General features: G+C 61.2%; 18 protein-coding genes. 8 read left to right on the top strand and 10 right to left on the bottom strand.

Annotation, left to right across the window (positions count from 1 at the left end; translation table 11 throughout):
- The first annotated feature begins 11 nt into the window (after positions 1-11).
- From GA0061105_RS05930 to GA0061105_RS05920, 3 genes are read left to right on the top strand one after another with little or no spacing between them, the layout of a single operon-like run.
- Entirely contained in the window at positions 12-968 is a 957-nt protein-coding gene (locus GA0061105_RS05930) for a DMT family transporter (protein WP_064694720.1), read from the top strand.
- A gap of 17 nt (positions 969-985) precedes the next feature.
- Entirely contained in the window at positions 986-2,191 is a 1,206-nt protein-coding gene (gene caiB, locus GA0061105_RS05925; protein WP_092748696.1) for a succinate--glutarate CoA-transferase, read from the top strand.
- Positions 2,188-3,846 (top strand): thiamine pyrophosphate-binding protein, encoded by a 1,659-nt coding sequence (locus GA0061105_RS05920; protein ID WP_064694722.1) that lies wholly within the window; start codon positions 2,188-2,190, stop codon positions 3,844-3,846. The genes caiB and GA0061105_RS05920 overlap by 4 nt, the downstream gene beginning before the upstream one ends.
- 144 nt (positions 3,847-3,990) lie before the next feature.
- Here the strand turns inward: GA0061105_RS05920 and GA0061105_RS05915 are convergent, their stop codons facing one another.
- From GA0061105_RS05915 to GA0061105_RS05905, 3 genes are all read right to left on the bottom strand, one after another.
- On the bottom strand, positions 3,991-4,335 hold the full coding sequence (locus tag GA0061105_RS05915) for a RidA family protein (RefSeq protein ID WP_064694723.1): 345 nt from the start codon (positions 4,333-4,335) through the stop codon (positions 3,991-3,993).
- 74 nt (positions 4,336-4,409) lie between these two features.
- A complete protein-coding gene (locus GA0061105_RS05910; protein WP_064694724.1) occupies positions 4,410-4,748 on the bottom strand; it encodes a protein tyrosine phosphatase family protein in 339 nt (112 codons plus the stop codon).
- A gap of 72 nt (positions 4,749-4,820) precedes the next feature.
- Positions 4,821-5,660: an aldose 1-epimerase family protein gene (locus GA0061105_RS05905; protein ID WP_092748694.1), complete on the bottom strand. Its 840-nt coding sequence runs from the start codon at positions 5,658-5,660 to the stop codon at positions 4,821-4,823.
- A gap of 254 nt (positions 5,661-5,914) precedes the next feature.
- On the opposite strand from GA0061105_RS05905, the gene GA0061105_RS05900 reads away from it, so the two are divergent.
- Positions 5,915-7,315 (top strand): L,D-transpeptidase family protein, encoded by a 1,401-nt coding sequence (locus GA0061105_RS05900; protein ID WP_092748692.1) that lies wholly within the window; start codon positions 5,915-5,917, stop codon positions 7,313-7,315.
- Between the two features lie 85 nt (positions 7,316-7,400).
- Here GA0061105_RS05900 and GA0061105_RS05895 read toward each other — a convergent pair whose 3' ends face one another.
- Positions 7,401-7,796, bottom strand: a complete 396-nt coding sequence (locus tag GA0061105_RS05895) for a winged helix-turn-helix transcriptional regulator (RefSeq protein ID WP_245304222.1) — start codon at positions 7,794-7,796, stop codon at positions 7,401-7,403.
- 105 nt (positions 7,797-7,901) lie between these two features.
- Here GA0061105_RS05895 and GA0061105_RS05890 point away from each other — a divergent pair, with 105 nt between their 5' ends.
- Positions 7,902-8,771 carry an SDR family oxidoreductase gene (locus GA0061105_RS05890; protein ID WP_245304221.1) on the top strand — a complete coding sequence of 290 codons (870 nt, stop codon included), beginning with the start codon at positions 7,902-7,904 and terminating at the stop codon, positions 8,769-8,771.
- An 11-nt stretch (positions 8,772-8,782) separates the two neighbouring features.
- On the top strand, positions 8,783-9,190 hold the full coding sequence (locus GA0061105_RS05885) for a DoxX family protein (RefSeq protein ID WP_092748688.1): 408 nt from the start codon (positions 8,783-8,785) through the stop codon (positions 9,188-9,190).
- Between the two features lie 8 nt (positions 9,191-9,198).
- Here GA0061105_RS05885 and GA0061105_RS05880 read toward each other — a convergent pair whose 3' ends face one another.
- The 6 genes from GA0061105_RS05880 to GA0061105_RS05855 all read right to left on the bottom strand — a co-directional run bounded on the left by GA0061105_RS05880 (position 9,199) and on the right by GA0061105_RS05855 (position 16,849).
- Complete coding sequence (locus GA0061105_RS05880; RefSeq protein ID WP_092748686.1) at positions 9,199-9,897, bottom strand: ParA family protein; 699 nt, start codon at positions 9,895-9,897, stop codon at positions 9,199-9,201.
- Positions 9,898-10,120: 223 nt separating this feature from the next.
- Complete coding sequence (locus tag GA0061105_RS05875; RefSeq protein ID WP_092748684.1) at positions 10,121-11,275, bottom strand: iron-containing alcohol dehydrogenase; 1,155 nt, start codon at positions 11,273-11,275, stop codon at positions 10,121-10,123.
- Complete coding sequence (locus tag GA0061105_RS05870) at positions 11,272-12,657, bottom strand: aldehyde dehydrogenase family protein (protein WP_092749053.1); 1,386 nt, start codon at positions 12,655-12,657, stop codon at positions 11,272-11,274. The genes GA0061105_RS05875 and GA0061105_RS05870 overlap by 4 nt, the downstream gene beginning before the upstream one ends.
- A 239-nt stretch (positions 12,658-12,896) precedes the next feature.
- The gene (locus tag GA0061105_RS05865) at positions 12,897-14,264 is read right to left on the bottom strand and encodes a glutamine synthetase family protein (protein ID WP_092748682.1); all 1,368 of its coding nucleotides are present in this window, start codon (positions 14,262-14,264) and stop codon (positions 12,897-12,899) included.
- Between the two features lie 144 nt (positions 14,265-14,408).
- The gene (locus tag GA0061105_RS05860) at positions 14,409-15,959 is read right to left on the bottom strand and encodes an amino acid permease (protein WP_092749051.1); all 1,551 of its coding nucleotides are present in this window, start codon (positions 15,957-15,959) and stop codon (positions 14,409-14,411) included.
- Positions 15,960-16,078: 119 nt separating this feature from the next.
- A complete protein-coding gene (locus GA0061105_RS05855) occupies positions 16,079-16,849 on the bottom strand; it encodes an N-formylglutamate amidohydrolase (protein WP_064694733.1) in 771 nt (256 codons plus the stop codon).
- 170 nt (positions 16,850-17,019) lie between these two features.
- Between GA0061105_RS05855 and GA0061105_RS05850 the strand changes: the two genes are divergently transcribed.
- Both GA0061105_RS05850 and GA0061105_RS05845 read left to right on the top strand, forming a co-directional pair.
- Positions 17,020-17,892 carry a MurR/RpiR family transcriptional regulator gene (locus GA0061105_RS05850; protein ID WP_064694734.1) on the top strand — a complete coding sequence of 291 codons (873 nt, stop codon included), beginning with the start codon at positions 17,020-17,022 and terminating at the stop codon, positions 17,890-17,892.
- Positions 17,893-18,080: 188 nt separating this feature from the next.
- Positions 18,081-19,184 (top strand): ABC transporter substrate-binding protein, encoded by a 1,104-nt coding sequence (locus GA0061105_RS05845; RefSeq protein ID WP_064694735.1) that lies wholly within the window; start codon positions 18,081-18,083, stop codon positions 19,182-19,184.
- Positions 19,185-19,228: the final 44 nt, after the last annotated feature.

The raw sequence follows: 19,228 nt of genomic DNA, 5'->3' as shown, positions 1-19,228 counted from the left end.
AGAGATCCATCATGAGCAGCACCTCCGCCCGCCCCGCTTCGTCCGCCTCCGAGGTGACGACGGGGCTTGCGCTGATGTTTCTTTCGGTGATGTTCTCGCCGCTCATTGATATCTTCGCCAAGCTTGCCGTCGTCACTGTCCCCTCCGCCGAGGTTACCGCCGGCCGCTTCGTCGTGCAGGCGCTCTGCATGCTGCCGATCGTCATATGGCGGCGCAGCTTTGCCGACTTCTCCTGGCGCCAGAACCTCTTCCATGCCATCCGCGGCTTGATCATCACCATCTCGATGATCTCTTTTGTCACCACGCTGAAATATATGGCCGTCGCCGACGCGATCGCGATCTTCTTCGTCGAGCCGATCATCGTGACGATCCTCGGCGGCATTTTCCTCAAGGAGACGATCGGCTGGCGGCGCTATACCGCCTGCGGCGTCGGCTTCTTCGGGGCGATGCTGATCATCCAGCCGAGTTTCGAGGAGGTCGGCTACATCGCGCTTCTGCCCGTCGTCAGTGCGCTCTGCATCGCAATCTTCGTGTTGATGACCCGCGTCCTCTCGCACAGGGAAGACCCCTGGTCGATGCAGTTCCAGATGGGTATTTGGGGCTTGCTCTTCTGCGCCATCCTGCTTTTTATCGGCGAGGGAAGCGGCTCCGATCTCTTCGACCCCGTCATGCCGGTAGGCAGCGCCTGGTTCTACGTCGCCGGCGTCGGCGCCATGGCCGCGATCGCCGGCATCTTCGGCGTCTATGCCTATCGCGCGGCACCGGCGTCGACGCTGGCGCCGCTGCAATATTTCGAGATCGTTTCGGCGACGATCTTCGCATGGCTTGTTTTCGGCGACTTTCCGGATGCGGTCAAATGGCTCGGCATCACGATCATCATGGCGTCGGGCTTGTACATCCTCTGGCGCGAGCGCCGCTTTGCTTCAAAGCCGGTATCCGATACATCTGAGGTGACGCTGGCGCCGTAGACATTGACGGGAGGAAAATGACCGAGACCACGACAAAAAAGCCGCCGCTTGCCGGTATCCGGGTGATCGAGCTTGCCCGCGTGCTGGCCGGCCCCTGGGCGGGACAGATGCTCGCCGATCTCGGCGCCGATGTCGTCAAGGTCGAAAATCCCGACGGCGGCGACGATACCCGCCAATGGGGCCCGCCCTTCGTCGAAGCCGCGGATGGCGAAAATCTTTCCGCCGCCTATTACCATGCCGCCAATCGCGGCAAACGCTCGATCACCGCCGACCTGAAGAGCCCCGAAGGCCAGGACCTCGTTCGCCGTCTCGTCGCCACCGCCGACGTGGTGATCGAGAATTTCAAGGTCGGCGGTCTCGCCAAATACGGGCTCGATTACGAAAGCCTGCACAAGCTGAACCCCAGACTCGTCTATTGCTCGATTACCGGCTTCGGCCAGACCGGCCCCTATGCCGGGCTCGCCGGCTACGATTACATCGTCCAGGGCATGTCCGGCTTCATGTCGATAACAGGCGAGCCGGACGGCCAGCCGATGAAGGCGGGGGTGGCGATCGCCGACATCTTTACCGGCATCTATGCCGTCGCGGCAATCGAGGCCGCCCTGATCCACGCCTTGAAAACGGGCGAAGGCCAGTCGATCGATATGTCGCTGCTCGACGTGCAGTCGGCCGTGCTCGCCAATCAGAACATGAATTACCTGATCTCCGGCACCGCACCGACCCGCCTCGGCAACGCCCATCCCAACATCTCGCCCTATGAAGTCGTGCCGGCAGCCGACGGTTACCTCATCCTGGCCGTCGGAAACGACGGCCAGTTTCGGCGCCTCTGCATCATCCTCGGCCTGGAGGCCATGGCCACTGACGAACGTTTCTCCACCAACAAGGCCCGCGTCGGCAATCGCGGCGAGGTACGCCGCCTCATCTCCACCGAGACGCTGAAATGGCAGAAGGCGGATCTCCTGAAGGCCTGCGAGGCGAACGCGGTTCCATCAGGCGCGATCAACACGATCGAGGAAATGTTCGCCGATCCGCAGGTGCAGGCCCGCGGTCTGCGCATCGACCTTGCCGATGCAACCGGCACCGTCATCCCAGGGGTCAGGACGCCCGTGGTGCTGTCGGAAACGCCGTTGCATTACATCAGGCCGAGCCCGCGTCTCGGCGAGCACAGGGAAGAAATTCTGGCGGAACTCGCCGAGCGCGAGAGGAAGGCATCGTCATCGTGAAAAGGACGGGCGGAGAATTGATCGTTGAGGCGCTGAAGGCGAATGGCGTCAAGCGTCTGTCCTGCGTACCCGGCGAAAGTTTCCTTGCCGTTCTCGACGCGCTGCGCGACAGCGATATCGACGTCCTCGTCTGCCGGCAGGAGGGCGGTGCGGCGATGATGGCGGACTGCTGGGGCAGGCTGACCGGCGAACCCGGCATCTGCATGGTCACCCGCGGCCCCGGCGCCACCAATGCCTCCGCCGGTCTGCACATCGCCAAGCAGGATTCGATCCCGATGATCCTCTTCATCGGCCAGGTGCAGCGCGAGGCGCGCGAGCGCGAGGCCTTCCAGGAGGTCGAGTTTCGCCGCGCCTTCACCGAATTCGCGAAATGGGTAGGCGAGATCGACGATGCCGCCCGCATTCCTGAATTCGTCACCCGCGCCTTTGCAGTCGCCACCTCCGGCCGTCCCGGCCCGGTGGTGCTGACGCTGCCCGAGGACATGCTGCGCGACGAGGTCGAGGCGCCCCGCGCCAAGCGATATGCCGGCGTCGAGGCCCACCCCGGCCGCAGCCAGATCGACGATTTTTATATCAGACTCTTGAAGGCCGAGAGGCCGATGGTGATTCTCGGCGGCACGCGCTGGGACGCCGATGCCGTCGTCGGGTTTCAGAATTTCGCCGAACGTTTCCAGCTTCCCGTCGGCTGCTCCTTCCGCAGGCAGATGCTGTTTGATCATCTCCACCCCTGTTATGCCGGCGATGTCGGCATCGGCATCAATCCGGCGCTCGCCAAGGAGATCAAGGAGAGCGACCTGCTGATCCTGCTCGGCGCCCGCATGTCGGAAATGCCCTCCTCCTCCTATACGCTGCTCGACATCCCCTACCCCCAGCAATCGCTGGTCCACGTCTATCCCGATGCTTCCGAGCTCGGCCGTATCTACCGCCCAGACCTCGCCATCTGCGCCGCCCCTGCTGATTTCATCGAGGCACTCGCCGATCTTGAAGCTCCGGCCGAGCCGCACTGGGTGGAGCGCACGGAGCGCATGCACCAGGCCTATCTTTCCTGGTCGAAGCCGCCGGCGACAGGCCCGGGAGCCGTCCATATGGGGCCGATCATGGAATGGCTGGAGGCCAATACCTGGCCAGACACGATCTTCACCAACGGCGCCGGCAACTATGCCACGTGGCTGCATCGCTTCCATCGTTTCCGCCGCTTCAACACCCAGGCCGCCCCCACCTCCGGCTCGATGGGTTATGGCCTGCCGGCCGCCGTTGCCGCCAAGCGGCTCTTTCCCGAGCGTGAGGTCATCTGCTTTGCCGGCGACGGCTGTTTCCTGATGCACGGCCAGGAATTCGCCACCGCCATCCGCTACGGCCTGCCGATCATCGCAATCGTCGTCAACAACGGCATGTACGGCACCATCCGCATGCATCAGGAGCGCGAATATCCCGGCCGCGTCAGCAGCACGGATCTGACCAATCCGGACTTCGCTGCCCTCGCCCGCGCCTATGGCGGCCACGGCGAGACCGTGGAACGGACGGAGGAGTTTGCCCCGGCCTTCGAGCGGGCGCGGCAAAGCGGTAAGCCGGCGATCATTGAGGTGAAGCTCGATCCTGAAGCGATCACGCCGACCAGAACACTTTCGGAAATCGCGCAAACAAAAAGCCGGTAAGTTCGCCACCGGCTTTCTGAGACAGGATTGCAGCAACCCTAAAGCGCGTGTCGCGATCTCTCAGATTCGCTCCGCGCGCTTTAGGTCTTTGTTTTTACGCATGTCCTTGCCGCAAAACCGCTGCACACTTTTGCGCCGCATGCTCTAGTCGAGCGCGGCCGTGACGATGAACTCGACCTTGTACTTTGGCGCAGCGAGCTTGGCTTCGCTGGTGGCGCGGGCCGGCGGGTTTGCCGGATCGATCCAGGCTTCCCAGGCAGCGTTCATCTCGGCGAAATAAGCGATGTCGGAGAGATAGACGATCGTCTGCAGGATCTTCGACTTGCTGCTGCCGGCGGCCGCCAACAGGCGGTCGACTTCGGCGAGCGAGGACTTGCACTGATCGGTGACGCTTTCGCCCTCGCCGACCTGGCCCGCCAGATAAACCGTGTTGCCGTGAATGACGGCGCCGCTCATGCGTGCACCGACGTCGATACGCTTAATGCTCATTATCGTCTCCTGAGTAAATGGAAGTGGCGGCGCTGCCGAGGCAGCGCCGGAAAACCGGTAGCTGGAACGGGCGCCTAGCTACGGATATGATGGGTCTTCTGGTAGATCGCCGTCGAGCGCGCACCCGACCGGCAATAGCCGAGCATCGGCCGCGGGAATTCATCGAGCGCATCGACCATCCCCTGCACCGCCTCCTCGGTCACGCCCATCGGACCAACCGGCACATGGGCGATATCGAGTCCGAGCTCCTTGGCACGAGCTTCGATGACGGAGAATGATGTCTGGTCGGGACTTTCATGGTCGGGGCGGTGGCAGACGATCGATTTGAATCCCAGCGCCTTGATCTCGTCGAGGTTCTCGAGCGTGATTTGGCCCGATACCGAATATTCATCGTCGATCTGGCGAATATCCATCGTTCTGTCTCCTCAAAAATCATGGCTTGAAGGTCTACGACGGGAGGCCGCCGAGCGTCAACAAAACTTCGCTCACAGGAAGGCAAAGCTCAGGGCATAGCTGCGGCTCTCACCGGGCGCCAGCATGTTGAACTCACCGGCCGCCTCAAGTTCGTCGCGCGCGACCCAGCGATGCGACGCCGGCTCGATGCCGATAATATGGGCCGGCGCCTTCTGGTTCCGCCAGATCTGGAGAAAGGGCAGCGTATCGGCGCGGAAGCGCAGGCTGAGCGTCCTGCCGCCGATTGCGGCGATCGGTCCGAGGCGAACCTCCGCAAAGCCCTCCTCCGTCGCCGGAGCCGGTACGCAGAAGATGCCGCCCGGCTCCTCGCCGAAGGCCCAGGGCGAGCCGCCATTCTCCAGCATCCGGCCTTCGAGCCGCGTGCCCTCGTCCAGCCATTTGCCGCCGACATTCATATGATACATCAGGAAGGTCGGCACCACCTCGTCGCTTGCATTGATAACCCGGTCTTCGAGCCGCGCCTCGCCGGTCGCCCCATCGATCCGCCACAGCCGTTCGATGCGCTGCTGCAGTCCGTCGACCGTCACGATGTCTATATCGGCGCGGCATTCGGCATTGCCGTTTTCGTATTTCGTCCACAGGACCTTGGCCGAATGGCCGGAGGCCGATCCGTGCAGCGGATAGACCTTGCCGTCATCCCTGCCGGGAATTGGCTGGCGGTGTCGTATATGGTCGGGGCCGCAGGTGAAGAGGAAGCCCTCAAGCGAGTGATCGATTCGCGGATCGCCGTCGTCGGGAATGGCGCGTTTAGGCGCGATGTCGACGCCGTTGACGATACACCCGCCGATATCAAGCACCGATGTTTCATCGAGCATCAGGCGCGGCCCGCTTGCAGCGGCAAATTCGATCATCTCGGGTCTCCTCAGGCCTATCGCCCGCCCTAGCGTTAGGTTTCCCGCAGTCTTTCGTCAATCGGCGCCATTCTCCTCTTGCGCTTTTGCCGCAACCGTGGATTTTGCGGAACTGACAGAGAGACGCAAACGTTTATGAGTAAAAGGAAATCTTGGTGATTTTCATATTTTGTTCAGCACGGTTTCATAAATTCCACACTAGCGTCAAGATTGGCGGGTGTGTGTCTGCCCAGTCACTGTTCGAGGTTTGAGACGTGAGTCGCTTTCTGAAATCGGCATTTTCGCTTGCCGCCCTCTTGGCATCCCTTGCGCTGGCCGCGCCAGAGGCAAGTGCGCAGCAATTCCGCGACCGCCGCCAGAGCGATATCGTGCTGGTCACGCCGAACGGTGAAATCCTCGACTATGTCCCGCCTGGATTCATCTACGCCCGCGACCGCAGCGGCAACCGTGTGCTGATCGATGGCTTCGGCAATATCGTCGCCACCGAGATGCGCGCCCGCGGCTATTATCCGCCGCGCCCCGGCTCGCGTGAGGTCTATAGCGACCAATTCGGCAATGATCCCTACTATGCCGACGACAATCCCTATGGCGAGACGCGCTATTCCGAGCGCGGCGCCGTCACCGGCGGCATTCCGCGCGACGCAGCAATCGAACGCCAGCCCCTCGGCGAGCAGCCTTATCCGGACGACAACAGCATCGGCAATCCGCAGTCGGGCGACGATTACGCCTCGATCGATCCCGACCAGCAGATTCCGCCAGCCGACGCGCCGAGGACCGCGCCTGAAGAGCCCGTCATTACGCTGAAGGACAAGTCGAAACCCGAGATCGTCGCACTGCAGGTCTTTCTCGATCGCGCCGGCATCTCTCCGGGCGTCATCGACGGCCATATGGGCTCGAATGTCACCAAGGCGATTTACGCCTATGACCAGATGACCGGCTCCAAGCTCGATCCGAACAACACCGAAGCCATTCTCGAAGAGCTGCGCATGACCGGCGGTCTGCCGGTCGTCAGCTACACGATCACGCCGGCCGATGCCGCCGGCCCATTCGTCGCACAGATCCCGGAAGACTACGCGCATAAGGCGCTGCTGCCGTCGCTTGCCTATACCTCGACCACCGAAATGCTCGCCGAGCGCTTCCACATGGACGAGGCCTTCCTCAAGGAAATGAACCCCGGCGCTGATTTCAGCGTCCCCGGCACGGTGATCAAGGTCGTCAATCCCGGCGACGCGAAGACCGGTGAGGTCGCCCGCATCATCGCCGACAAGGGTCGCAAGCAGGTCTTCGCCTATGACGGCGCCGGCAATCTCATCGCCGCCTACCCGGCGTCGATCGGGTCCACCGATACGCCCTCCCCGTCAGGCACAGTGACGGTCGAGCGCGTCGCCCTTAATCCCGGTTATACCTATAACCCGAAGATCAATTTCCAGCAGGGCGCCAACGACAAGATCCTCAACATTCCACCCGGCCCGAACGGCCCGGTCGGCACCGTCTGGATGGCGCTCTCCAAGCCAACCTACGGCATTCACGGCACGCCCGATCCTTCCAAGATCGGCCGCACCCAAAGCCACGGCTGCATCCGCCTGACCAACTGGGACGCAACCGAGCTCGCCAAGATGGTGAAGCCCGGTGTGACGGTCGAATTCGTGGATTGAGCAAAGCCAAGGCCGCAAAACGGTAAACGGAGATCAGGAGACCCCACCTGATGGAGGTCAAAAACGTCCGTCGTAGCTTCCTGCCTCACACCTGCCGGCTATCGAACTCCGCCCGTGCTTTCTCGATCACAGGGCGGAATTCGATTGCCCAGTTGCTGAGTATCCGCAAAGGCTCGATCAGCGATCGCCCCGCGTCGGTGAGGGCATATTCTACCTTCGGCGGGATGGTGGCATAGGCCGTCCGCGATACAAGCCCATCGCGCTCCAGACTGCGAAGCGTGAGGGTCAGCATGCGGTGGGACACGCCGCCGATCTCACGCATTAACTGGTTGAAGCGAAACGGGCCCCGCGACAGGACGCCGACGACCATTATGGTCCACTTGTCGCCAACGCGGTCCAGAATTTGCCCGAGCGCTCGGCACTCGTTGTGCTCGGAGCCCTCAGGCCGGTCCTTGGGGTGCATCACGGCGGCGTTTTTCATAAGAGGCTCCATCCGGGTACGCACATCCGTGTGCGTGGCGCACTTTAATGTGCATTCTTGTGCCGATACCCGATATCGATCATATCGTCACGTACATTTTGTTCGTTGTATCAAAAGGACGATAACATGAAGATCGGGGTAAACGGGGCAAGCGGGAAGCTCGGCGGGGCCATCATCGAAGAACTGGGCGCACGCGGAGGTGGCCACCAGATCGTGGCGATCTCGCGCTCGCCGGAAAAGGCGGGCGGCGCGGCCGAGGCACGCAAGGGCGACTACGACCAGCCCGATACGCTCCTCCATGCCTATGCCGGGCTCGACCGACTTGTGCTGATCCCAAGCGCGGACTTGCGTCCGGGAGTGCGCGGCACACAGCTCAAGTCCGCCATCGATGCAGCGGTGAAGGCAGGCGTGCAACATGTGTTCCTGCTGTCGGCGGCGGGGACGCGCCAAGCCCGAGTACCCGCACTCGGCGAGGCCTACTGGACGGGCGAGCAGCACCTGATCCGCATTGCCCCCCGTTGGACGATCCTGCGCATGAACTATTACACCCAGTCCATGATCGACGAGATTATGATGTCGCAGGGGCAAGGGATACTCGCAGGGCTCAGCGAGGACCGCGTCGCCTATGTCTCCCGAAATGACGTGGCTGCAGCGACAGCAGGAGCAGTTCTGGGCGATGGCCATGCCGGCGCGATCTACAATCTGACCGGACCGGAATCCCTGACCGGGCATGATGTCGCCGCCATTGCCTCGGATGCACTCGGCAACTCGCTAAGCTTTGCCGCCATTACCGAAGAGCAGCTTCGAGGCGGACTGGGCCAAGCAGGACTGCCGGATATCGTGATCAATGCCTTTGTTGACATCAAAAAGACCTTCGTTGAAGGCTATTTCGATGTTTTGACCCATGACGTCGAGCGGCTATCGGGACGTGCGCCCGCCTGCTTCCGCGATGTCATCGCGGCGTCGAAGTCGTGAGGACTTCGAACATGGCCCGCAAATACACCTACCTGATCAGCACCGCGCTTCTTTCCGCGCTTTATCTGATGTCCGCCACCTTCTACCTCACCCAAGGGGACACGGTACGCCAACTCCTTGGGCAACTGAGCTTTCCCGGCTACCTCGTGCCGCTCCTGATCGTGGCCAAGCTCTTGGGCGTCGCTGCGATCCTCTCGCGCGTCAGTGTCGCGCTTTCCGACCTTGCCTATTCCGGCATGTTCTTTCACCTGCTGCTGGCGCTATCGGCGCATTTGAACACGTCCGACTATCAGGGGTCCGTTCCGGCACTCGTCGGGCTGGTCGTGCTGATCGCATCCTTCCTCACTCAGAATGCTGCACGGGCAAGGCCGTCGCCCCATGCGCCCTCGCATGCGGCTTCCCAGGCGGCTAAGGCCTGAAATGCGCCTCAGGCTGCCGTCGCCATCTGTGCCGAGACTGTCAGCCGCACCGGCAGCTTGCGCATCATCTCCTCGGCAAAACAGGTGGCGTTCTCACGCGCCTTATCGAGATTGCTGACGCGCGTGGGGTCCATGGTCTGCAACGTGCCGCCACAGTCGAAGATGTCGCGGAAGGCCGAGCGTTCGATGATCGCCGTGTCCAATACCGGTACGTGCCGTTCGCTGAGCAGCGACTTGACGAGCTGCAGAGCCCGCGTCGTCACCATCGAATTGACCCTGGTCAGCACCACTGAATGGCCGATCTTGATGCCCGCCTTCTCGTCGAGATACTGCAGAAGTTCGAGCACCTGCGCGCCGCCGCGCGCATCCATCGCACAGCCCTGGATCGGGATCAGCACATGGTCGGAAAGGCCGACGGCGGTAGCGAGCAGCGGGTTGCGCGCCCCCGGCAGGTCAACGATGAAATAGTCGGTATTATGCTTGTTCTCGCTGATATGCTGCGGCAGCGAGGCGGTCGTCACGAAATCGATCACCGAAATATTGGGCACGTGCCCTGATATCTCGTGCCAGCGTGAAATCCAATGCTGCGGATCGGCGTCCAGAATGGTCACGCGATAGCCCTGACGGGCAAGCTCGGTCGCGAGCAGCAGAACAGCGGTCGTCTTGCCGGCGCCGCCCTTGGTATTTGCGAAAGTAATGACTGGCATGGTCGGTCCTCGGGAGTTGGCGCGAGCCGGCATCGCTCTTTTGCGCACTGTCGGAGCATCGTGCGGTTAACCCATCCTTTACCGTCATGGTTAACAAATCCCTAAAGACGCCCGCCGAAATTGCAGCCTGTACTTTTCATATCCCTAAAATTGGGGACGCCGCAAAACAGAAAAGCCCGGAAAGCCGAGTTTCCGGGCCAGTCAGCAGCTTCGCTTTAAGACCTCAGAAACAATCCCTGAACAGCGTCTTAGTGTTTTCGAGCGTCATCGCAACCGGATTGCCCCCGGCGCTCGGATCCTCGATCGCCATGGCCGACAATTCGTCGATGCGGTCGGGAGCGATTCCCATCGCCGTCAGCGTCTCTGGCACGCCGAGATCGGAGCGGAGCTTCAGGACGTAGTCGTAGAAGCCGTCGAAACCTCCTGAAATGCCGAGATAGGCGGCCGCCCGGCCGATCTTCTCCTCGATCGCTGCGCGGTTGAAGCGCAGGACCGCCGGCATGACCACCGCATTGGTCATGCCGTGATGGGTGTTGTAGACCGCGCCGATCGGGTGCGACAGCGCATGGATGGCGCCGAGCCCCTTCTGAAAGGCGACCGCGCCCATGGCGGCGGCCGACATCATGTTGGCGCGGGCTTCGAGATCGGTGCCTTCCCTATAGGCGCGCGGCAGGAATTCCTTAACGAGCCGCATGCCTTCGAGCGCGATACCGGCCGACATCGGGTGATAGAAGGGCGAGGAATAGGCCTCGAGGCAATGGGCAAAGGCATCCATGCCGGTGCCGGCGGTGATGATTTTCGGCATGCCGACCGTCAGCTCCGGATCGGAAATGACGACGCCCGGCAGGAATTTCGGATGGAAGATGATCTTCTTCACATGCGTTTCGGAATTGGTGATGACGCTGGCGCGCCCGACTTCCGAACCGGTGCCTGCAGTCGTCGGCACAGCGACGATCGGCGCGATGCCCTCAAGGCTTGCACGCGTCCACCAGTCGCCAATGTCCTCGAAATCCCAGACGAGCCGCGTCTGGCCGGCCATGAAGGCGACGCACTTGCCGAGATCGAGACCCGAGCCGCCCCCGAAGGCGACGACGCCGTCATGACCGCCATCCTTGAAGGCTTTGACGCCGGCCTCGAGGTTCTTCTCGTTCGGGTTCGGATCCACATCAGCGAAAATCGCTCGGCCGAGACCGGCATCTTCGAGAATGTCGAGCGCGGTCTTGGTGATCGCCATAGAGGCAAGGCCGCGGTCGGTGATGAGCAGCGGCTTTTTGATGCCGAGGCTCTTGCAGGCATCAGCCAGTTCCTTGATGCGGCCCCGGCCGAGCTTGACCGATGTCGGATAGCTCCAGTTTGCGGTGATGTTGCTGCTGCTCATGCTGTCACTTTCTTCAGGTGGAAGGATTTGGGGCGAGTCAGATTCTGGAAGCCGATGATCGACAGCGAGCCGCCGCGGCCGGTCTCCTTGACTCCGGTCCAGCAGAGCGCCGGATCGAGATAGTCCGCGCGGTTCATGAACACGGTGCCGGTTTCGATATCGCGGCCGAGCCGCGCTGCCCGCTCGGCATCCTTGGTCCAGAGCGATGCCGTCAGCCCGTACTGGCTGTCGTTCATCAAAGCGAGTGCTTCCCCGTCGCTCTTCACCTTCATGATGCCAACTGCCGGCCCGAACGTCTCCTCGCGCATGAAGGTCATCGAATGATCGACATCGACGAGAACCTGCGGCGCGAGATAGGCGCCACCGTCATCCTGTGGGAAAAGCTTAGGGTCGACAAGCGCCTTAGCGCCCTTGGAAACCGCGTCGGCGATCTGCTCGCGCACCACCTTGGCGAAGCGCTTGTTCGCCATCGGCCCAAGCGAAGTTTCCGGATCGAGCGGATTGCCGAGCTTGTAGTTCGACACCCAGGCGACCGATTTCTCCACGAAGTCGTCGTATAGGGACTCGTGCACGTAGACGCGTTCGATGCCGCAGCAGCATTGGCCGGAATTGTAGGTGGCGCCGTCCATCAGCGTATCGACCGCCGCATCGAGATCGGCGTCTTCCATGACATAACCCGGATCCTTGCCGCCGAGTTCAAGGCCGAGGCCGGTGAAAGTGCCGGCGGCGGCCCGCTCCATCGATCGCCCGCCTTCGACCGAGCCGGTGAAGTTGACGAAATTGAAGCTGCCGGCGGCGATCAGTGCCGACGTCGTCTGGTGATCGAGAAAGACGTTCTGGAAGACGTCTTCGGGAACGCCCGCCTCGATGAAGGCCTGCACCAGCCGCTCACCGACAAGCAATGTCTGCGAAGCATGTTTCAGCACCACGGTATTGCCGGCCATCAGCGCCGGCGCGATCGTGTTGATCGCCGTCATGTAGGGGTAATTCCAAGGGGCGATGACGAAGACGACGCCATGCGCTTCGCGCTCGATGCGGCGCTCGAAACGGTCGCTCTCCTCGACGACGAGCGGGGCGAGCGCATCCGCCGCGATCGAAGCGACATAGTTGGAGCGCTCGTTGAAACCCTTATATTCGCCGCCGTACTTGATCGGCCGGCCCATCTGCCAGGCAAGCTCCGGCACGACGACGTCGGACATCTCGTTCAGGCGTGCGGCGCCCTTCAGCACCAGTTGCACGCGCTCTTCGAGCGGCCGTTTCGCCCAGGCCTTCTGCGCCTTGCGGGCACGCGCCACCACGTCCTTGGCAGCGTCGAGCGAAAGCGCCGGACGCTCCGCGTAAACCGATCCGTCGACCGGTGAAATGCATTGGATCATTGCCATGATCGATTTCGTCCTCGTATTGATCAAAAACTCCGTCGGGGCCGTAGCCCCTCATCCGGCTGCCGGCACCTTCTCCCGTAAACGGGGCGAAGGGGTACGCCGCAGCCTCTCCGTCCCTCGGCCTGCATCTCGCAGGGCGCGTCCCCTCTCCCCGTAAAAAGGGGGGTCCGAAGGACGGGTCGAGACCCGCGGCTCGGCCCCGGTAAGCTAGGGTGAGGGGCAGCAACCCGCAAATGCTATTAAGCTCTTTCGAATCCGCGCGCCACTTCCCAATCGGTGATGCGGCGGTCGTATTCTTCCTGCTCCCATTCGGCAGCGCGGGTGTAATGGTCGATCACCTCGTCGCCGAAGGCTTTGCGCAGCATTGCCGATTCCGTCATCGCCGCCGTCGCCGCGCGCAACGTGCGCGGGATTTCGCGAATATCCTTGCCGCCATAGGCGTCGCCGACGAAGGGAGCTTCCAGCTCCAGCTTGTTCTCGATGCCGTCGATGCCGGCGGCAAGCAGCGCGGCGAAGGCGAGATACGGATTGAGATCGGAGCCGCCGACGCGGCATTCGATGCGGATGCCCTTGGTTTCCTCGCCGCAGAGGCGGTAGCCGGCAGTGCGATTGTCCTTGCTCCAGATCGCCTTGGTCGGCGCGAAGGTGCCGGCCATGAAGCGCTTGTAGGAGTTGATGTAGGGCGCCAGGAAATAGGTGATCTCGCTGGCATGGGCGAGAAGCCCGGCAACGTAATTATGCATCAGCGGCGACATGCCGTATTTGCCGGTATGGTCGAAGAACAGCGGCTTCTCCTCCAGGCTCCAGAGCGACTGGTGGATATGCGAGGAACTGCCGGCGGCATTGTAGTTCCACTTGGCAAGGAAGGTGATGGCCTTGCCTTTCGACCAGGCGATTTCCTTGCAGCCGTTCTTGATGATCGCATGCCGGTCGGCCATGGCGAGCGCATCGGCATAGCGCACATTGATCTCCTCCTGGCCGGCGGAGGCCTCGCCCTTGGAGTTCTCGACCGGAATGCCCGCACCCTGCAGCCCGGTGCGGATCGCCCGCATCACCTCTTCCTCCTTGGTGGTCTGGAAGATGTGGTAGTCCTCGTTATAGGCGCTGGCGAGCTTCAGATTGCGGTAGCCCGACGCGTGAGCGGCCTCGTAGCTTTGGTCGAACAGGAAGAATTCGAGCTCGGAAGCCATGTAGGCCTTCATGCCCATATCTTCGAGGCGTTTCACCTGCTTCTTCAGGATCGCCCGCGGCGAATGGGCCACTTCCTCGTGGGTGTGATGGTCGAGCACGTCGCAGAGCACCAGCGCTGTGCCTTCGAGCCAGGGAATGCGGCGCAGCGTCGCGAGATCCGGCTTCATCGTATAGTCGCCGTAACCCTTTTCCCAACTGGTCGCCTTGTAGCCGGAGACCGTCTCCATCTCCATGTCGGTGGCGATCAGATAGTTGCAGCTGTGCGTTTCCTTCCAGGCGCTCTCGACAAAATATTCCGCCTGGAACCGCTTGCCCATCAACCGGCCCTGCATGTCCACCTGGCAGGCGAGAACCGTATCGATGCGCCCCTCGGCAACATCCTTCCTGAGATCGTCGATTGTGTAGCTGCTGCTCATGATTGGTCCGCCTGGATAGGGATTGAATAAATCGAGGCAACGAAATCGCATGCGCTCAGCTTTGTGCCGCAGTCCGATGCCTTTTCGTTGAACCGGTGATGGGGCCGCACGATGCGGCCCCGCCATTAGAGGCAAGTTTGTTTCTCAGGCCTCGCCGACAGCCGCCTCCGCGGCCGCGATCTGAGCCTGACGCTTTGCAATGGCGTCGCCGATCGGCGGACCTTTGAAGCGGCGGTTCTCGAATGCAAACCACACGATAGCGGTCAACACGAGGAAACCGACGGTAATTTCCAGCGCCCAGTCGTTCGGTGGCTGAATGCCGATGTAGAAAATCAGCGCCATTGCCAGGATACCGAGGACGGCAACCACCCTGTACAGCCCGACTCCCATATTCCATGGGCCCATTGTTGGCCATTTCGCCGTTCCGATCGAAATGAGACCGAGAGCGATGGGCACGACGAAGGACAGGAAAAGGAAGATGACCGTGCACGATACGACGATGGAATAGGCAGGCGTCCCGGCAATTGTGATCGCCGAGGTAAACCAGACAAAGAGGACAGCAAGGATCGCACCAGTCCAAATGGCAGCGACCGGCGTGCGGAAGCTCGGGCTGACCTTGGAGAGGGTCGAGGATGCCGGAAGACCCTTGTCACGCGAGAAGGCGAAGATCATCCGCGAGACCGAGGTGACTGTGGCAAGCCCGCACAGGAACTGCGCGATGAATATCAGCACGTAGAGAATGCTTTTGATCGTCGGGTTGACCTGCGACTCCATCGCCCAGAAGAACACGTTCCAGCCCTGCTTTGCAGCATCGTCCATGTTCGGGATCATGAGCACGAAAGCGCACAACATGAGATAGCCGAAGAGCGCCGACCAGAGGACCGAGGAAACCATGCCCCGGGGCACGGAGACGGCCGCCTTCAGCGTCTCCTCCGACGTGTGCGCCGACGCGTCGTAGCCGGTGATCGTATAGACCGGCAACAGCAAGCCGAGCAGGAATGCCATGCCGGTGGAGACGGTCACCGGCCAGACCAGCGATGCACCTTCGGTGCCTGTATAGTTGGCGAAGGTGAAGAGCCGTGAAATATCCCAGCTCGGTGCGGCCGCCAGGCAGACGATAGTCAGTAGGATCGCCGTTGCGAATATCAGATATCCCGAGAAGTCGGTAAGCTTGGCGGTCAGGCCGATGCCGAAATGATTGATACCCGCCTGCAGCGCTGTGATGATCGCCACAAAAGCGACCCGGTGAAGAAGCGTGTCCTCGATCCCGAATTGCGGCCCGAAGGCACCGAAGAAGAAATAAAAGGTGCCGACATTGATGGCGCCGAGCACGGTCACGAGCCCGAGCAGGTTCAGCCAGGCCGACAGCCAGCCGGTAAAGCGGTTGCCGAGGATCGAGCCCCAGTGATAGAGGCCACCTGCTGTCGGATAGGCGGAGCCAATCTGTGCAAGGCCTAATGCAAAGATAAACGAAATCAGGCAGCCAAGCGGCCAGCCAATGCCGATCGCCGCTCCGCCTGCTCCCGCCGTTGCCTGCCCGAGCGAATTGATGCCGCCGGAAAGAATGCAGATGATCGAAAACGAGATTGCGAAATTCGAGAACGAACTCATTCGCCGTTCGAGTTCCTGAGCATAGCCCATCGAATGTAGGATGTGCACATCCTGCTTCTTGTCCAGTTCGGTATAGTCCGACATGACTTCCCCCTGTTCACGATCGGCCGCGGGATTGCGGGCCGGTCCAGTGCCAATTGCCCGCGGCATTTTCGCCATGCGGACGTCCGCAGTTAAACTGCTCCCTCGGGTCTTCTTTTTTATCAGGCGTCCAGGCTTTGCTGGAGCAGCCCTTTTAGATAGTCGGCCATGACCCCTTGGCCGACATCGTCTGAAATGAGGTCGTTGCGGACCTCGATCATTACATTGCGCAAGCCGTTCGAAAGCCCGTGCAGGATCAGCGTGTGGGTCACGCCATCCTCGGGTCCGTAAGGCTGGTTGCGTTCCGTCCTGTAGAGCGGCGCTCCGGCGGCGGCGTCCAGCATGCGGTCGGCAAGCCGGCTGTCCTCGTCGTGCAATATGCCGAGCTCCACGGCACGTTCGCGGCCGTGATAAACCGGTGTGAAGCTATGGATTGTCACGATGACGCTGTCCTGCCCCCTCGCCCGGCGATCGCGGATCAGCCCGCGAACGGCGTCGTGAAAGGGCACGTAGAGCGCGTCGGTGCGCGCAAGCTTTTCCTCGGCGGTCAGATCCTTGTTGCCGGGAATGGCATAGATCTCGCTTTTCTCAGGCATGGCGCCTGGCGAGCTCGGCGGTCGATTGCAATCGTAGATGAGCCGGGAGAAACGCTGGTAGACGAGTGTCGCATCGAGCCCCTGCGATATGCCGCGGGCGACCGAAAGCGCCCCCGGATCCCATGCAATATGGCTCGCGAGCGCTTCACCTGGCAGGCCAAGATTGCCGAATTGGACGGGAAGCGTGTTTGAAGCATGCTCACAGACGAGAAGCACCGGGCTCCGGCCGCCGGTGCGCTCGATCCCGACGCAATCGCCGTCGGCTTCACTGAGGATTTTCGGCCGGGCAAGCACCAAAGGCGCCACTCCTTAACAAATTCCTTATAAGAAAAGAATTCTTCAGGTTCCGACGAGTGTCAAGCATTCTCTGAAAATTTCTTTTCATGACAGTAGTTGACATGGATTGTGACAGCGTTGTTAACTTCGATTGGGGAAATGGCGCCAGACCATCCCGGGGAGCAGATTAGGTGACAGTTGCGTCGAAGACCGTTTCGGACGTCATACACTCGCATTTCGGGCTGTTGACGCGTGCAGAAAAGCAACTAGCCGAAAGCCTTCTCGACAATTATCCGGTCTCCGGTCTCGGCAGCATCACCACCATCGCCGAGAATGCCGGCGTCTCGACGCCGACCGTCGTGCGCATGGTGCAAAAGCTCGGCTTCAAGGGATATCCCGACTTTCAGGCGCATCTGCATCTGGAGGTGGAGGCGACGATCTCTAACCCCATCGCCAAGCACGACCGCTGGGCGCAGAACGCGCCAGGCACCCATATTCTCAACCGTTTCGCCGATGCCATCATGGGTAATCTGCGCCAGACGCTGAGCGATCTCGATACGGCGACTTTCGACAGCGTCGCCTCGCTGCTCTCCAACCGCAAGCGCGGCCTCTATTTCGTCGGCGGCCGCATCACCGGCGCGCTTGCCGAATATTTCTTCACCCATATGCAGGTCATCCGGCCGGCAACGACGCTGCTGTCATCCAATTCCAGCAGCTGGCCGCAATATGTCCTCAACATGAATGCCGGCGACATTATGATCATCTTCGACATCCGCCGCTACGAGCAGGAGATGGTGAGCCTCGCCACCGCCGCCCGAAAGCGCGGCGCCGAAATCGTCGTCTTCACCGATCAATGGGGTTCGCCCGCCGCCAAACTTGCCCGCCACGCCTTCCGCGTCCGGATCGAAGCGCCCTCGGCCTGGGATTCCTCCGTCGTCACTCTCTTCATCGTCGAGGCGCTGATCGAGGCCGTTCAGAACTCCACCTGGGATGAGACGAAGGAACGCATGAAGACACTGGAGGGCTTGTTCGAGCAGACCAAACTCTTCCGCAAACCGGGCTAGGAGGACAAGATCAAGGGAGGAAAAACAATGGCGGATTTTTGCGGAAACAGACCGCGCTGACGCAGATGAAACATCTGTCACAAGCGCCTGCTATTCATGCAAAACCACCGTCATGCAGCCGTCACACAAGCTTCATGTAAGCTCATTAACAGCATCGCCAGACACTGAAAACCCGAAGGAGAACAACAGTGATCTCTAACATTTCTCGACTGCTGTCGCTTTCTACTGCGATCATCGTGGCTTCGACCGCGATCGCCGCAGCTGAACCGAGCGCAGAACTTATCGCCGCTGCCAAGAAGGAAGGCACGCTGACCACGATCGCTCTTCCGCACAGCTGGTGCGGCTATGGTGACGTTATCGCCGGCTTCAAGGCCAAGTACGGCATCGAAGTCAACGAGTTGAACCCGGACGCAAGCTCGGGCGACGAAATCGAAGCGATCAAGGCCAACAAGGGCAACACCGGCCCGCAGGCCCCCGATGTCATCGACGTCGGCCTCTCCTTCGGCCCGTCCGCCAAGAAAGACGGCCTGATCCAGCCTTACAAGGTTTCCACCTGGGATTCGATCCCGGATAGCGCCAAGGATGCCGAAGGCTACTGGTACGGCGACTATTACGGCGTTCTATCGTTCCTCGTGAACAAGGACCTGGTCAAGGAATCGCCGGCCGACTGGGCAGATCTGAAGAAGAGCGACTATGCAAACAGCGTCGCGCTCGCAGGCGATCCGCGCAGTGCCAACCAGGCTGTTCAGGGCGTTTATGCAGCTGGTCTTTCCGCATCCGGCGGTGACGCCGCCAAGGCGGGCGAAGAGGGTCTGAAGTTCTTCGCCGAGCTCAACAAGAACGGCAATTTCGTGCCTGTCGTCGGCAAGGCTGCTCCCTTCGCACAGGGCTCCACGCCGATCATCATCGCCTGGGACTACAACGCAATGTCCTGGGGCGAAAGCCTGAAGGGCAACCCGCCGTTCGAAGTCGTCGTCCCGAAGACCGGCGTCGTTGCCGGCGTCTACGTCCAGGCGATTTCCGCCTTCGCTCCGCATCCGAATGCTGCCAAGCTCTGGATGGAATATCTCTATTCCGACGAAGGTCAGCTTGGCTGGCTGAAGGGCTATTGCCACCCGATCCGCTTCAACGATCTTGCCAAGAACAACAAGATCCCGAAGGAACTGCTCGACAAGCTGCCGCCGGCAGCAGCCTACGAAAAGGCTGTCTTCCCGACGCTCGAAGAGCAGGCCGCCGGCAAGGAAGTTATCACCAAGAACTGGGATTCCGTCGTCGGCGCCAACGTTCAGTAACATCAGATCCGGCCTCCCCGCCTCCAAGGCGGGGAGGTTCTCAC

The organism is Rhizobium aethiopicum, from assembly GCF_900094625.1.
GTDB lineage: Bacteria > Pseudomonadota > Alphaproteobacteria > Rhizobiales > Rhizobiaceae > Rhizobium > Rhizobium aethiopicum.
The sequence above is the reverse complement of the archived record's forward strand: the minus strand, read 5'-3'. Positions and strand labels throughout refer to the sequence as shown.

What these genes read in the sequence shown, in the direction of transcription:
- GA0061105_RS05930 (WP_064694720.1), top strand. Translation starts at nt 12, where the DNA reads ATGAGCAGCACCTCCGCCCGCCCCGCTTCGTCCGCCTCCGAGGTGACG.
- caiB (WP_092748696.1), top strand. Translation starts at nt 986, where the DNA reads ATGACCGAGACCACGACAAAAAAGCCGCCGCTTGCCGGTATCCGGGTG.
- GA0061105_RS05915 (WP_064694723.1), bottom strand. Translation starts at nt 4,335, where the DNA reads ATGAGCATTAAGCGTATCGACGTCGGTGCACGCATGAGCGGCGCCGTC.
- GA0061105_RS05910 (WP_064694724.1), bottom strand. Translation starts at nt 4,748, where the DNA reads ATGGATATTCGCCAGATCGACGATGAATATTCGGTATCGGGCCAAATC.
- GA0061105_RS05905 (WP_092748694.1), bottom strand. Translation starts at nt 5,660, where the DNA reads ATGATCGAATTTGCCGCTGCAAGCGGGCCGCGCCTGATGCTCGATGAA.
- GA0061105_RS05895 (WP_245304222.1), bottom strand. Translation starts at nt 7,796, where the DNA reads ATGAAAAACGCCGCCGTGATGCACCCCAAGGACCGGCCTGAGGGCTCC.
- GA0061105_RS05885 (WP_092748688.1), top strand. Translation starts at nt 8,783, where the DNA reads ATGGCCCGCAAATACACCTACCTGATCAGCACCGCGCTTCTTTCCGCG.
- GA0061105_RS05880 (WP_092748686.1), bottom strand. Translation starts at nt 9,897, where the DNA reads ATGCCAGTCATTACTTTCGCAAATACCAAGGGCGGCGCCGGCAAGACG.
- GA0061105_RS05875 (WP_092748684.1), bottom strand. Translation starts at nt 11,275, where the DNA reads ATGAGCAGCAGCAACATCACCGCAAACTGGAGCTATCCGACATCGGTC.
- GA0061105_RS05870 (WP_092749053.1), bottom strand. Translation starts at nt 12,657, where the DNA reads ATGGCAATGATCCAATGCATTTCACCGGTCGACGGATCGGTTTACGCG.
- GA0061105_RS05865 (WP_092748682.1), bottom strand. Translation starts at nt 14,264, where the DNA reads ATGAGCAGCAGCTACACAATCGACGATCTCAGGAAGGATGTTGCCGAG.
- GA0061105_RS05860 (WP_092749051.1), bottom strand. Translation starts at nt 15,959, where the DNA reads ATGTCGGACTATACCGAACTGGACAAGAAGCAGGATGTGCACATCCTA.